General features: G+C 72.8%; 10 protein-coding genes and 1 riboswitch. Of the genes, 8 read left to right on the plus strand and 2 right to left on the minus strand.

The genetic code is table 11. The features are described 5' to 3' along the window. Positions 1-153: 153 nt before the first annotated feature. The 8 genes from HFV08_RS02240 (at position 154) to HFV08_RS02275 (ending at position 9,437) form a co-directional block, all read left to right on the plus strand. A complete protein-coding gene (locus HFV08_RS02240; protein WP_040248506.1) occupies positions 154-831 on the plus strand; it encodes a sigma-70 family RNA polymerase sigma factor in 678 nt (225 codons plus the stop codon). Then, positions 828-1,154, plus strand: a complete 327-nt coding sequence (rsrA, locus tag HFV08_RS02245) for a mycothiol system anti-sigma-R factor (RefSeq protein WP_168535241.1) — start codon at positions 828-830, stop codon at positions 1,152-1,154. The genes HFV08_RS02240 and rsrA overlap by 4 nt, the downstream gene beginning before the upstream one ends. Before the next feature lie 271 nt (positions 1,155-1,425). Next, a complete protein-coding gene (locus HFV08_RS02250; protein WP_312885301.1) occupies positions 1,426-3,135 on the plus strand; it encodes an HD-GYP domain-containing protein in 1,710 nt (569 codons plus the stop codon). Positions 3,136-3,500: 365 nt separating this feature from the next. Further along, positions 3,501-4,730 (plus strand): HD-GYP domain-containing protein, encoded by a 1,230-nt coding sequence (locus HFV08_RS02255; protein ID WP_312885302.1) that lies wholly within the window; start codon positions 3,501-3,503, stop codon positions 4,728-4,730. Between the two features lie 216 nt (positions 4,731-4,946). Beyond that, positions 4,947-5,927 (plus strand): tetratricopeptide repeat protein, encoded by a 981-nt coding sequence (locus tag HFV08_RS02260; protein ID WP_168535245.1) that lies wholly within the window; start codon positions 4,947-4,949, stop codon positions 5,925-5,927. Between the two features lie 71 nt (positions 5,928-5,998). Next, positions 5,999-6,658 carry a peptide deformylase gene (def, locus tag HFV08_RS02265; RefSeq protein WP_040248503.1) on the plus strand — a complete coding sequence of 220 codons (660 nt, stop codon included), beginning with the start codon at positions 5,999-6,001 and terminating at the stop codon, positions 6,656-6,658. Between the two features lie 320 nt (positions 6,659-6,978). After that, on the plus strand, positions 6,979-8,070 hold the full coding sequence (locus HFV08_RS02270; protein WP_210429717.1) for a terpene synthase family protein: 1,092 nt from the start codon (positions 6,979-6,981) through the stop codon (positions 8,068-8,070). Next, positions 8,067-9,437: a bifunctional albaflavenone monooxygenase/terpene synthase gene (locus HFV08_RS02275; protein ID WP_168535247.1), complete on the plus strand. Its 1,371-nt coding sequence runs from the start codon at positions 8,067-8,069 to the stop codon at positions 9,435-9,437. The genes HFV08_RS02270 and HFV08_RS02275 overlap by 4 nt, the downstream gene beginning before the upstream one ends. A gap of 60 nt (positions 9,438-9,497) precedes the next feature. Here the strand turns inward: HFV08_RS02275 and HFV08_RS02280 are convergent, their stop codons facing one another. Beyond that, positions 9,498-10,547, minus strand: a complete 1,050-nt coding sequence (locus HFV08_RS02280; RefSeq protein WP_168535249.1) for a ribonucleotide-diphosphate reductase subunit beta — start codon at positions 10,545-10,547, stop codon at positions 9,498-9,500. Continuing rightward, positions 10,547-12,919, minus strand: a complete 2,373-nt coding sequence (locus HFV08_RS02285) for a ribonucleoside-diphosphate reductase subunit alpha (RefSeq protein WP_168535251.1) — start codon at positions 12,917-12,919, stop codon at positions 10,547-10,549. The genes HFV08_RS02280 and HFV08_RS02285 overlap by 1 nt, the downstream gene beginning before the upstream one ends. Positions 12,920-13,038: 119 nt before the next feature. Continuing rightward, positions 13,039-13,161: riboswitch (cobalamin riboswitch) on the minus strand. Positions 13,162-13,262 lie beyond the last annotated feature (101 nt).

A 13,262-nucleotide genomic window follows, 5' to 3' on the forward strand; every position in this document is an offset into this window, starting at 1 on the left:
CGGGAACGCAGCATGAGCGACCTCGAATGGTCGGTGCTGCACGCCCCGCGGACCTCCCCCGCGCGGGCCTCGGCAGCGACGGAGACGGGGACCGGTCGTCTATCCTCCGAGACGGGCGTGACCGGAAGGGGTCCCGCCACATCGCTTGAGGAGGTGGGTGCGGTCACCGGGACCGATGCGGGGAACGATCGCGCAGAGTCCGAGGAGCAGGCACAGCAGCCCGCGGAGACGGCCGCAGAGCGCAACGCACGCTTCGAACGTGACGCGCTGACCTACCTCGACCAGATGTACTCGGCCGCGTTGCGCATGACGCGCAACCCCGCCGACGCCGAGGACCTGGTGCAGGAGACGTACGCGAAGGCGTACGCCTCGTTCCACCAGTTCCGCGAGGGCACCAACCTGAAGGCCTGGCTCTACCGGATCCTGACGAACACCTTCATCAACTCCTACCGCAAGAAGCAGCGCGAGCCGCAGCGCAGCGCGGCCGAGGAGATCGAGGACTGGCAGCTGGCGCGCGCCGAGTCGCACATGTCGACGGGTCTGCGCTCCGCCGAGTCGCAGGCGCTCGACCACCTGCCCGACTCGGACGTGAAGGAAGCCCTCCAGTCGATCCCCGAGGAGTTCCGCATCGCCGTGTACCTCGCCGACGTCGAGGGCTTCGCGTACAAGGAGATCGCCGACATCATGGGCACACCCATCGGCACGGTCATGTCCCGGCTGCACCGGGGCCGCCGTCAGCTGCGCGGCATGCTGGAGGACTACGCGCGCGAGCGCGGGCTGTCCACCGCGGGCGCTTCGGACTCCGACGCAAGGAAAGGCTCGGGCTCATGAGCTGCGGAGAGCCGCACGAGACGGACTGCAGTGAAGTTCTGGACCATCTCTACGAGTTCCTCGACCGGGAGATGCCCGACTCCGACTGCACCAAGTTCGAGACGCACTTCGAGGAGTGCTCTCCGTGCCTGGAGAAGTACGGTCTCGAACAGGCCGTGAAGAAGCTGGTCAAGCGGTGCTGCGGACATGACGACGTCCCCGCCGACCTGCGCGACAAGGTCCTCGGCCGGCTCGACCTGATCCGGTCGGGGCAGGCCGTTCCGGACCACGACCTCACCGGGCCCCCGCCCGGTGACCGGCCCGCGGCCGCCCAGGAGGGCTGACCCCGCGAGCCCGAGGGCGGGCCCCGCGCGGGCCCGCCGCGCCCCACGGCCCCGCCCCCAGCACGAAGCCGGGGCGCTGAACAGGCCCTCGGCGCGCTGTCACCCGAAGGTGCGAATCCGGGCCCACGGGGCCCGGACAATGCGGCGATGCCGCCCCCTTTGGGCCCTCTCCGCCCTATTCTCCGGAGCCTGAACGGGCTTGCCCGGGCCGCCAGTTGCCCGGTCGCCCACCATCCAGGGCGCGCGGAGGAGGGCGGCATTGAGGACCCTTGTGCCGGCAGCGCGACTCTGCGTCCTCGCCACGGCCCTGGGTGCCCTGGCCGCCGCCGCACCCGCCCTGGACACCGGCACCCCCTGGGCCGCGCTCTCGCTCCTCGCCGTCCTGCACGCGGGCAGCGAACAGGCCCTGCGGCTGCGCGCCGCCCGCGCCGCGGCACCCGCGTCGGCACCCGGCGGCGGTCCCACCGGCCTCACGGATCCCGCGGACCCCGCCGGTCACGCCGGTCCTGCCGCCCACGCCGGGCCGCCGAGCCGCCGCCACGCCCCGGGCCGCCACCGCGCCGCCCGCGCCGAGCACCCCGCCCCCACCAGGACCGGCCCGCCCGGCACCTTCCACCCCGTCCTGCTCGCCGGGGTCTTCCTGCTGCCGCCCGCCGCGGCCGCCCTGGTCGCGGTGCCCGGCGCCCTCCTGGACCCGGTGGAGCAGCGGCCCCGGCTGCCGCGCCGGATCTGGCGGACCGCCTCCCTCGCCCTCGGCACCTGGGCGGCGGCCGGGGCACACGGCGCGCTCGGCGGCGGCCGGACCGTCGCGGCGGCCGACTTCCCCTGCGCGCTGCTGCCCGCCGGGGCCGCGGTACTGGTCTTCTGCGCGGTGCTCGCGCTGCTCGACGGGACGATCCGCGCGGCGGCCGAACGGCTGCCCCCGCGGGCCGCCTGGCGCGGGCTCTTCCCGCGCACCCTCGCCCCGGTGGCCGTGCACGGGCTCGCCGGGCTGATGATGGCGGTGCTCTGGCGCAGCCTGTACGGGCCGCTCGCCGCGCTGCTCGTGCTGCTGCCCATGCACATCTCGGTGTGGGTCTTTGCCCAGTACCACCGCGAACGCGCCGCGCACCAGGCCACCATCCGCGCCCTGGTCCAGGCCGTCGACATCAAGGACGGCTACACCCGCGGCCACAGCGAACGCGTCGGCCGGGCCTCCCAGCTCATCGCCCGCGAACTCGGCCTGGACGACGAGCGCGTGGAGGTGCTGCGCTTCGCCGGGATCCTGCACGACGTAGGCAAGCTCGGCGTCCCGACCCGGCTGCTGCGCAAGGAGGGCAAGCTCACCGAGCAGGAACGCGAGGTCATCCAACTGCACCCCGAGTACGGCCACGAGATGGTGCGCGGCATCGGCTTCCTCGGCGAGGCCAGGGCCGCGGTGCTCCACCACCACGAGCGCCTGGACGGCAGCGGCTACCCCTACGGCCTGTCCGGGCTGCGCATCCCCGAGTCCGCCCGGGTGGTCGCGGTGGCGGACGCCTTCGACGCGATGACCTCCACCCGCTCCTACAGCCGGGCCCGCCCGGTCGAGGTCGCCCTCGCGGAGCTGCGGCGCTGCTCCGGCTCGCAGTTCGACCCGCGGATGGTGCACGCCCTGATCCGCGCCCTGGAACGCCACGGCTGGCACCCGGCGGTCACCGCCGACGGCCCCGAGCCGCGCACAAACGTGCCTGCGGCCCGGGGCGTGCCCGGCGAGGGGGCTTCGGCTCCGGCCGAGGAGGGGGTGCGCGTCCCGGCCGAGGACGGGGTGCGCGCCCAGGTACAGAGCGGGGTACGCGTCCGGGCCGGGGACGAGGTCGGCGGCCAGGCCCGGGACGAGGCCCGCGTCCGGGCCGCGGACGGGGTATCCGCCCGGGCCACCGACGAGGCCCGCGTCCGGGCCGCGAAGGACGTCCGCTTCCAGGCGTACGGTTCGGGCCGCCCCGGCGAGTCCGACCGGTGAGCGGCGAGGCGGGGCGGGGGCCGGAGGCGGCGCGGGGGGCGGAAGCGGCGCGGGGGGCGGAGTCGGCGAGGCGGCCGGCGGCGGCGCCGGGACCGCGGGCGGCGAGACGGTCTGAGGCGGCCTCGCGGTCCGAAGCTGCCCAGCGGTCCGAGAGTGCCCCGCGTTCCGGGAAAGCCTCGCGGTCCGAGGCGGTCCAGCGGCCCGAGGCGGTCTCGCGGTCCGAGAGCGCCCCGCTGCCCGGGAAGCCCCCGCGTTCCGAGAGGCTCCGCCGCCCCGAGCCGCCCGCCCGGCACCGCCGCCACCGGCGGAGCACTCCCCTCGGCGCCCCGCCCCGCGGCCCCCTGCACCGGCCGCTGCCCGCGGTCGTGCACACCGCGGCCGCCGCGCTCGCCCTGGTGGCGCTGGCCGCGACCCTCCACGACGGCCTCGCGGAACGCGGTATCGCGCTGGCCTTCGGGGTGCTCATCGCCCTCGGCGAGTTCATGCGCTGGGGCGAGCAGGGGGCGCGCCCCGCCCGGGAACCCGCCCCCCTGGGCGCCGCGGGCGCCCTCGCGTACGCGCTGCTCGGCGAGGTCGGCGGGCGCCCGGTGCGGCACGGGGTGCTCGAAGTGCTCGCCGTGGTGCTCGCGGCCACCCTGGCGGGCGGTGCCCCGCATGTGGCCCGGGGCGCGGGGCCCTGGGCCGACCACCTCTCCCGGCGGCTGCTCGGCACCGCCTTCGCCGCGGTCTGCTTCCACCCGCTGCACTCCGCCCTCGCCCCGGGGCAGGGCCCGGCCCGCGGCGCCTCGTACGCGCTCGCGGTGGTGGCGATCCTGGTGCTCACCGCGCTGTGCGACGCGGTGCTCGCGGCGGCGCTGGCCCGGGCCCGTACCGACTGGCCCTTCGGACCGCTGCTCCGCGACGAGCTGCGGGCGCTCACCGGGATCGGCTCGGCGGTCGGCGCCACCGGCGCGGTGATGGCGCTCGGGGTGGCGGTGGCCGCGCTGTGGGCGCTGCCGGTGTTCTGCCTGCCGCTGCTCCTGACCCAGCTCGCCTTCCGCCGGTACGCGGCGGTGCGCACCACCTACCGGCAGACCATCACCTCACTGGCCCGCGCCACCGAGATCGCCGGGTACACCCCGGCCGGGCACGCCCGCCGGGTCGCCGAGCTGGCCCGCGCGGTCGGCCGGGAACTCGGCCTCGCCGCACGCGAGCTGACCGTCCTGGAGCACGCGGCGCTGATGCACGACATCGGCCAGCTCTCCCTGGTGGACCCGGTGCCCGCCGGGGCCACCGCCTTCCTCGCCGCGGAGCAGCAGCGGCGCATCGCCCTGCTCGGCGGTGCAGTGGTCCGCCAGACCGGCGGCGCGGCCGAGGTCGCCCTGGTGGTCGAACGGCAGGCGGAGCCGTACCGGGAGCAGCCGCTGGCGGCCCGGATCGTGCGGGTGGCGAACGCGTACGACGAGATCACCCGGGCAGAAGGACCCGCGGGAGCGCTCACCGCACTGGAACGGCTGCGGCTCGGCACCGGCCGCGACTACCAGCCCGAGGTCGTGGAGTGCCTGGCCCGGGTGCTCGCCCGGGAGGCACCGGGAACCGGTGGCCTGCCCGCCTGAGCGGCGGCCGTCCGGCCCCGCGGGCGGCCGGATCCCCCGTGCGGGACGGCCCGCCGCGCCCCGCCCGCGCAGGACGGGCGCCGGTGGGTGGCCTGATCCTGCCCCGAGCTGGGTAACCCATGGGTAATGAGCGGCGGCTCGACCGTCCGTGGTTGGATGCGAAGAACGAAGCAAGGTGAGCGGGGGGCATGCCTTGAGTACCGGCAGGCGGGAATCGTGAGGATCTTCGGCAAGGGACGGCACCGGCCCTCCGCCTCGTGGCGGCAGGCCACCGACCGCGCGTTCACGCTCATCGGGGACGGGCGGTACGAGGACGCGGGCGCGCTCCTGACCAGGGCGGCCGATCTGGAGCCCTGGCTCTCCGAGTCCTGGTTCAACCTGGCGCTGCTGCACAAGTTCCGGCACGACTGGGAGCAGGCCCGCGCCGCCGGGCTGCGGGCCGTCGCGCTGCTCGACCGGGCCGCCGGCGCCCCCGACTGGTGGAACGTCGGCATCGCGGCCACCGCCCTGCAGGACTGGCCGCTGGCCCGCCGCGCCTGGCAGGCCTACGGGCTGAAGGTCCCCGGCGAGACCACCGCCGCGGGCCGGCCGGTGGGCATGGAGCTGGGCAGCGCCGCGGTGCGGCTCTCGCCCGAGGGCGAGGCCGAGGTGGTCTGGGGCCGCCGGCTCGACCCGGCCCGTATCGAGGTCCTGTCGATCCCGCTGCCCTCCTCCGGGCGCCGCTGGGGCGAGGTGGTGCTGCACGACGGCGTCCCGCACGGCGAGCGGACCACCACCGCCCAGGGCGCCTTCCCCGTCTTCGACGAGATCGAGCTGTGGGCGCCCTCCCCGGTGCCGACCTGGGTGGTGCTCCTGGAGGCGGCCACCGAGGAGGACCGGGACGCCCTGGAGCAGCTCGCCGCGGACGCCGGATACGCCGCCGAGGACTGGTCGTCCTCGGTGCGGCTGCTCTGCCGGATGTGCTCGGAGAGCCGGATGCCGAGCGACGAGGGCGACGGCGAGCACCTCGACCCGCACGACCACAGCGAGCCGGGCCACCCGGGCCCCCTCGGGCACCGTACGGACGGCCAGCTCTGGGTGCCGGAGCGCGAGTGCGGCATAGCCGCGCCCGCCGGTCTGGTCCGCGGGCTGCTCGACGGCTGGGTCGCGGACAGCCCGGACTCCCGGAACTGGCGGGATCTCGAAGAGGTCTGCTGAGCGCGCCGTAGGCTGTACCCCGGCATTGCAGGCAGCCGTGCCGCGGATTTCCAGGAAGGCGTACGGCCAAGATGGCGCAGCAGGACACTGAGCAGGAGCAGACGCGGGCCGCGGGGGTGCTGCCCGTGGACGACGAGGGCTACGTCGTGGACAGCGAGGAGTGCGAGGAGCGCGAGAGCGCCTATCGCGAGCGCGGTACCTCCCGCCCGATCACCGTCGTCGGCAACCCGGTGCTGCACCGGGAGTGCGCGGACGTCACCGAGTTCGGCGAGGAGCTGGCCCGGCTGGTCGACGACATGTTCGCCAGCCAGCGCACCGCCGAGGGCGTCGGCCTCGCGGCCAACCAGATCGGGGTCGGCCTGAAGGTCTTCGTCTACGACTGCCCCGACGACGAGGGCGTACGGCACGTGGGCGTGGTCTGCAATCCGCGGGTCCAGGAGATCCCCGCCGAGCGCCGCCGCCTCGACGACTCCAGCGAGGGCTGCCTGTCGGTGCCGACCGCCTACGCCGCGCTGGCCCGGCCCGACTACGCCGAGGTGACCGGCCAGGACGAGAAGGGCAACCCGATCCGGGTACGCGGTACGGGGTACTTCGCCCGCTGCCTCCAGCACGAGACCGACCACCTCTACGGCTCGCTCTACATCGACCGGCTCTCCAAGCGGGAACGCAAGGAGGCGCTGCGGCAGATGGCGGAGGGCACGCCCCGCTACCCGGTGGTGGCCAACGCCTGAGGCCCCCTCGGCCCGCGGACAACCTCCTACCGATCGGTTCGACTTCCCCGCGATCAAAGGCAGTTGAACCTTTTTCCGTACCCCTTGCGGCCCGGCCCGGGACTTCCCCGGCCGGGCCGCGGTGCGTCCCTGCCGCCGGTACCGCGATCCCGTCCTGTCACGTAAGGGGACGTTCTCGGCAGTGGGGGTGGTGAGTGGCGCGAATGTGTTCCCAGCGGGGGCGGTTGTGGTGCTGAATAGAAAGCGCGGGTACGCAACGGCGCGCACTCGGGTACGGCGGGGTCGTACGCGCGCCTTCAAGCGGCGAGAGGGGTTTCTTCATGGCTGCTTATCCACACGCCACGGAACGCGAGGAACGGCGGCAGGCGGCGGAGGTGCCGTCCGCCCTTCGCCTGAGGGTGATCGAGGAAGCATTTCCGCGGCATATGCATCCGTATTGGCCGCACCTCCAGGAGAACTCCCGCGCCTGGCTGCTCGAAAGGCGGCTGATGTCGCCCGCGAAGGTGGAGCTGTTCGCCGACAGCCTCTGCTACACCGACCTGGTGGCCGGGTACTACGTCGGCGCCCCCGACCAAGTCCTCGGCGCCATCGGGGACTTCAGCACCTGGTTCTTCGTCTGGGACGACCGGCACGACCGGGACGCGGTGCACGGGCGCACCTTCGCCTGGCAGCGCCTGCACCGGCACCTGCACGCGGCCCTGGACGCCCCCGGGCGACACCTGCGGCACGGTGATCCCCTGGTGGCGGCCTTCGCCGAGTGCCTGCTGCGGCTCTTCGCGCCGATGAGCGAGGCCTGGAACGCCCGCTTCGCCCGGCACTTCCACGCGGTGATCGACGCCTACGACCGGGAGTTCGGCAACCGGCGCACCGGCACCGTGCCCGGGGTCGAGGACTATGTGGAGCTGCGCCGCCACACCTTCGCCCACTGGATATGGCTGGACCTCCTCGAACAGGCCGCCGTCTGCGAACTCCCCGAATCCGTGCGCACCCACCCGGCATTTCGGCGGGCGGCGCTCGCCTCACAGGATTTCTCCGCCTGGTACAACGACCTCTGCTCGCTGCCCAAGGAACTCGCGGGCGACGAGGTGCACAATCTCGGAATCAGCCTCATCCACCACGAGGGATTATCGCTCGAAGAAGCGGTGACGGAAGTGCGCAGGCGTGTTCGCATCTGCATCGCGGAATTTCTGGTGGCCGAGGGCGAAGTTATCCGCTACGCGCGGGAATTGACCGTGCAGAACAATCCGCGGGCCCGGGAGATCGGCGCCGGAGTACGGGCCTGTCTTTTCAACATGCGGAACTGGTTCTCCTCCGTCTACTGGTTCCACCATGAATCCGGCCGTTATCGCGTGGAGAACTGGGAGGACAGTTCCACGCCCCCGTACCTCAGTGAATCGGCAGGTGGGAAATGAGCGTCGAATCCGCCCTCAGGTCCGGGTCGGCCCCCCGGGAGCAACTGCCCCCGCCCCCGCTCGTCCCCGGCGGCGCCCCGCTGCTCGGCCACGCCTGGAACCTGGTCCGCGACCCGCTCGACTTCCTGAGCCGGCTGCGCGACCACGGCGAGGTGGTCCGGCTGCGGCTCGGCCCCAGGACGGCGTACGCGGTGACCGCGCCCGAGCTGGTCGGCGCGCTCCTCAAGAGCCCCGACTACGAGGTGGGCGGCCCGCTCTGGGAGACCCTCGAAGTCCTGCTCGGCAAGGGCGTCGCCACCAGCAACGGGCAGCCGCACCGGCGCCAGCGGCGCATGATGCAGCCCGCCTTCCGGCCCGAGCGCATCGCCGACTACGCCGCCGTGATGGCCGAGGAGGCCCGGGCGACCGCCGCGCGCTGGGAGGACGGCGGCACCGTCGACGTGGGCGCCGAGATGTTCCGGACCGCGGTGCGGATCGTCTCCCGCTCGCTGCTCGAAGTGGACTCCATCGGCGAGAAGGCCGACCGGATCAGCGAGTCGCTGCACACCGTCTTCGAGGGCCTCTACCGGCGGATGGTGCTCTCCGCGGGCCCGCTGCACCGGGTGCCCACCCCCGCCAACCGCCGCTTCGCCGGGGCCCTGGCCGATCTGCACGCCCTGGTCGACGAGATCATCGAGGAGCGCCGCGCCGCGGGCTCCGGCCACCAGGACCTGCTCGCCGTATTGCTGGACGCCACCGACGAATCCGGCGCCCCGCTCAGCCACGCCGAGATCCACGACCATGTGGTCTCGCTCGTCGTCGCGGGAGCGGAGAATGTCGCCTCCACTCTGTCCTGGACATTCTGGTTGCTGACACAACATCCGGTGCAGGAAAGCCGGTTGGTCGAGGAAGTGGAATCCGTCGCACCGGAAGGGCGGCCGGCATTCGCGGACCTGAAGAAGCTGGTGCACACCCGGAATGTCATCACCGAGGCGATGCGCATACGCCCCGCCGCGTGGATTTTCACGCGACGTTCCGTGGCCGAGACCTCACTGGGCGGGTATGCCATTCCGGCCGGAGCGGACGTCGTCTACAGCGTGTATGCAATGCAACGCGATCCGCGATCCTTCGCACAGCATCTCGCATTCGATCCGGACCGCTGGCTTCCCGAACGCGCCTCGGAGGTACCGCAGTTCGCGATGATGCCCTTCAGTGTGGGCAACAGAAAGTGCCCGGGCGATCACTTCAGCATGACCGAACTCGCGCTGATCCTGGCCACCGTGGTACCCCGCTGGCGGCTGACCCCGGTGGAGGGCACCGACCCGAGGACCCGGATCGGCATCACCCTGCACCCCAAGCGCCTGCTGCTTCGCGCCGAGCGGCGCTGAGACGCACCGGTGCCCCCGGCCCCGTACGCGTGCGAGGGGACGGGGGCACCGGCGGCCGGATCAGAAGTCGTCGTCGAAGGAGACCGAGCCCTCGACCGCCACCTGGTACGCGGAGGGGCGGCGCTCGAAGAAGTTGGTCAGCTCCTGGACGCCCTGCAACTCCATGAAGGAGAAGGGGTTCTCCGAGCCGTACACCGGCGCGAAGCCGAGCCGCTGGAGGCGCTGGTCGGCCACGCACTCCAGGTACTGCCGCATCGACTCGGTGTTCATCCCGGGCAGCCCGTCCCCGCACAGATCGCGCGCGAACTGCAGCTCCGCCTCGACGGCCTCCTTCAGCATGTCGGTGACCTGCCGCGTCAGCTCCTCGTCGAAGAGGTCCGGCTCCTCCTTGCGGACGGTGTCCACCACCTCGAAGGCGAAGGACATGTGCATCGTCTCGTCGCGGAAGACCCAGTTGGTGCCGGTGGCGAGGCCGTGCAGCAGCCCGCGGGAGCGGAACCAGTAGACGTAGGCGAAGGCCCCGTAGAAGAAGAGCCCCTCGATGCAGGCGGCGAAGCAGATCAGGTTGAGCAGGAAGCGGCGCCGGTCGGCGCGGGTCTGCAGGCTCTCGATCTTCTCCACCGAGTCCATCCACCGGAAGCAGAAGGAGGCCTTCTCGCGGATGGACGGGATGTTCTCCACCGCGGCGAAGGCGTCCGCCCGGTCCTCGGGATCGGGCAGATAGGTGTCGAGCAGCGTCAGATAGAACTGGACGTGCACGGCCTCCTCGAAGAGCTGGCGGCTCAGATACAGCCGCGCCTCGGGGGAGTTGATGTGCTTGTAGAGCGTCAGGACCAGGTTGTTGGCGACGATCGAGTCACCGGTGGCGAAGAAGGCCACCAGGCGGCCGATCATGTGGCGCTCGCCCGCGGACAGCTTCGCCAGGTCGGCGACGTCCGAGTGGAGGTCCACCTCCTCGACGGTCCAGGTGTTCTTGATCGCGTCCCGGTAGCGCTCGTAGAAGTCGGGGTAGCGCATCGGCCGCAGGGTCAGCTCGAAACCGGGGTCGAGCAGATTGCGCGGCTGCTTCGCGGCCGCCCGGGCTTCGGCGTCGGGGTGTACGGCGGTCATTACTGGCAGGCCTCGCAGGACTCGGGGTTCTCCAGGGAGCAGGCGACGGCGCTCTCGTCGGTCACCTGCGCGGGCAGCGCGGCGGGCTCGGCGGCCCGACCGGTGCCCTGGGCGGCGCGCGCGATCCGGGTCGCCGGTCGCGAGCGCAGGTAGTACGTGGTCTTCAGCCCCTGCTTCCAGGCGTAGGCGTACATCGAGGAGAGCTTGCCGATGGTCGGCGTCTCCAGGAAGAGGTTCAGCGACTGCGACTGGTCCAGATACGGGGTGCGCGCGGCGGCCATGTCGACGAGTCCGCGCTGCGGGATCTCCCAGGCCGTGCGGTACAGCGCCCGCACCTCGGCGGGGATCCAGGCGAAGCCCTGCACCGAGCCGCCCGCCTCGCGCAGCGCCTCCCGGCTGCGGGCGTCCCAGACGCCGAGCGCCTTCAGCTCGTCCACCAGGTAGGAGTTGACCTGGAGGAACTCCCCGCTGAGCGTCTCGCGTTTGAAGAGGTTGGAGACCTGCGGCTCGATGCACTCGTAGACGCCCGCGATGGAGGCGATGGTCGCGGTCGGCGCGATCGCGAGGAGCAGCGCGTTGCGCATGCCGGTACGGGCGATCCGGGCGCGCAGCGCGGACCAGCGCTCCGGCCAGGCCGCCGTGGTGTCGTAGTGGTCCGGGTGCAGCACGCCGCGGGCCGCGCGGGTCTGCTCCCAGGCCGGCAGCGGGCCCTCCCGCTCGGCCAGCTCGGCGGAGGTCTCGTAGGCGGCGAGCATGATGCGCTCGGCGATCCGGGTGGACAGCTCCCGGGCCTCGGCGGAGTCGAAGGGCAGCCGCAGCTTGAAGAAGACGTCCTGCAGGCCCATCACGCCCAGACCCACCGGGCGCCAGCGGGAGTTGGAGCGGCCCGCCTGCTCGGTCGGGTAGAAGTTGATGTCGATGACCCGGTCCAGGAAGGTCACCGCGGTGCGCACGGTGGCGTCCAGGCGCTCCCAGTCGATGCCCTCGCCGTCCACCAGCGCGCCGAGGTTGACCGAGCCGAGGTTGCAGACGGCCGTCTCGCCGTCGTCGGTGACCTCCAGGATCTCCGTGCACAGATTGGAGGAGTGCACGGTGTGGCCCGGCTCGGCGGTCTGGTTGGCGGTGCGGTTGGAGGCGTCCTTGAAGGTGATCCAGCCGTTGCCGGTCTGCGCGAGGGTGCGCATCATCCGGCCGTACAGCTCGCGGGCCGGGATGGTCCGGTCGGCGAGCCCCGCGGCCTCGGCCCTGCGGTAGGCGGCGTCGAACTCCTCGCCCCACAGGTCGACCAGCTCGGGGGTGTCGGCCGGGGAGAACAGCGACCAGTCGGCGTCCGCCTCGACGCGGCGCATGAACTCGTCGGGGATCCAGTGCGCGAGGTTGAGGTTGTGGGTGCGGCGCTGGTCCTCGCCGGTGTTGTCGCGCAGTTCGAGGAACTCCTCGATGTCCGCGTGCCAGGTCTCCAGGTAGACCGCGGCGGCGCCCTTGCGGCGGCCGCCCTGGTTGACCGCGGCCACCGAGGCGTCCAGCGTCTTGAGGAAGGGCACGATGCCGCCGGAGTGGCCGTTGGTGCCCCGGATCAGCGAACCGCGGGCGCGGATGCGGGAGTAGGACAGGCCGATGCCCCCGGCGTGCTTGGAGAGGCGGGCGACCTGGTGGTAGCGGTCGTAGATGGAGTCCAGCTCGTCCTGCGGGGAGTCGAGGAGGTAGCAGGAGGACATCTGGGGGTGGCGGGTACCGGAGTTGAAGAGCGTGGGGGAGGAGGGCAGGTACTCCAGACGGCTCATCAGCCGGTAGAGCGAGGCCACCTCCTCGACCGCGGCGGGGCTCGCGTCCTTGGCGAGGCCGCAGGCCACCCGCAGCAGGAAGTGCTGGGGCGTCTCGATGACCTGACGGGTCAGCGGGTGGCGCAGCAGATAGCGGCTGTGCAGGGTGCGCAGCCCGAAGTAGCCGAAGCGGTCGTCCGCCTCGGTGTCGATCATCGCGTCGAGCCGGGCCGCGTGCGCGGTGACGAACTCGGCGGTGCGGTCGGCGATCAGCCCCTCGCGGTGCCCGGTGGCGACCGAGCCGGAGAAGCCGCGCACGCCCTGGCTCGCGGCCTCGTCCCGGATGGTGAGGGTGAGCAGCCGCGCGGCGAGCCGGGAGTACGCCGGGTCCTCCGAGATCAGTCCGGCGGCCGACTCCGTTGCCAGTCCGCGCAGTTCGGCCTCGTCGGCGGCGGCCGAAAGCCCGCGCAGGGCGGCCGCGGCGACCCGTCCGGAGTCCGCGTCGGGGAGGTCGGCGGTGAGCCGGGTCAGGGTGCGCAGCAGGGCGGCACCGGGTCCCTCGGCCTCGGGGTGAGTCGCAGTCGCCTCTTGGGCGGGCGCGATGGTCACGTGTCACTCTCCCTCGCTGGACGGAACCGCGCAGGGGAGGGCACACGTCTGCCGGATGGCACGGCAGGCCGCGTCCACCACCCTTCCGCGGGGCTCCGGACGTCTGGACCCGGGACGGACGTACCGGGTCGCCGTCGACAGGTCTTCGGACTCACGGGGCAGGCAGAGACTGCCCGTTCACCGTTGCGGGACAGTTCCGGACTTCCACCGGATTCCCCTGCGGCGACAGCGAGCACGAGCATACATGTGGTGCCGTCCCGCGAAGGAACACCCCACATCTTGTGGTGCGTTGTGTCGCATGGACGCACCGGAATTCCGGCGCCCGCGGCGCCTCGCAGCCCTC

It is taken from the genome of Streptomyces physcomitrii (assembly GCF_012273655.1).
GTDB lineage: Bacteria > Actinomycetota > Actinomycetes > Streptomycetales > Streptomycetaceae > Streptomyces > Streptomyces physcomitrii.

Excerpts from the sequence above, each read along its gene's own strand:
- rsrA (WP_168535241.1), top strand. The coding sequence starts at position 828 with ATGAGCTGCGGAGAGCCGCACGAGACGGACTGCAGTGAAGTTCTGGAC.
- def (WP_040248503.1), top strand. The coding sequence starts at position 5,999 with ATGGCGCAGCAGGACACTGAGCAGGAGCAGACGCGGGCCGCGGGGGTG.
- HFV08_RS02270 (WP_210429717.1), top strand. The coding sequence starts at position 6,979 with ATGGCTGCTTATCCACACGCCACGGAACGCGAGGAACGGCGGCAGGCG.
- HFV08_RS02275 (WP_168535247.1), top strand. The coding sequence starts at position 8,067 with ATGAGCGTCGAATCCGCCCTCAGGTCCGGGTCGGCCCCCCGGGAGCAA.
- HFV08_RS02280 (WP_168535249.1), bottom strand. The coding sequence starts at position 10,547 with ATGACCGCCGTACACCCCGACGCCGAAGCCCGGGCGGCCGCGAAGCAG.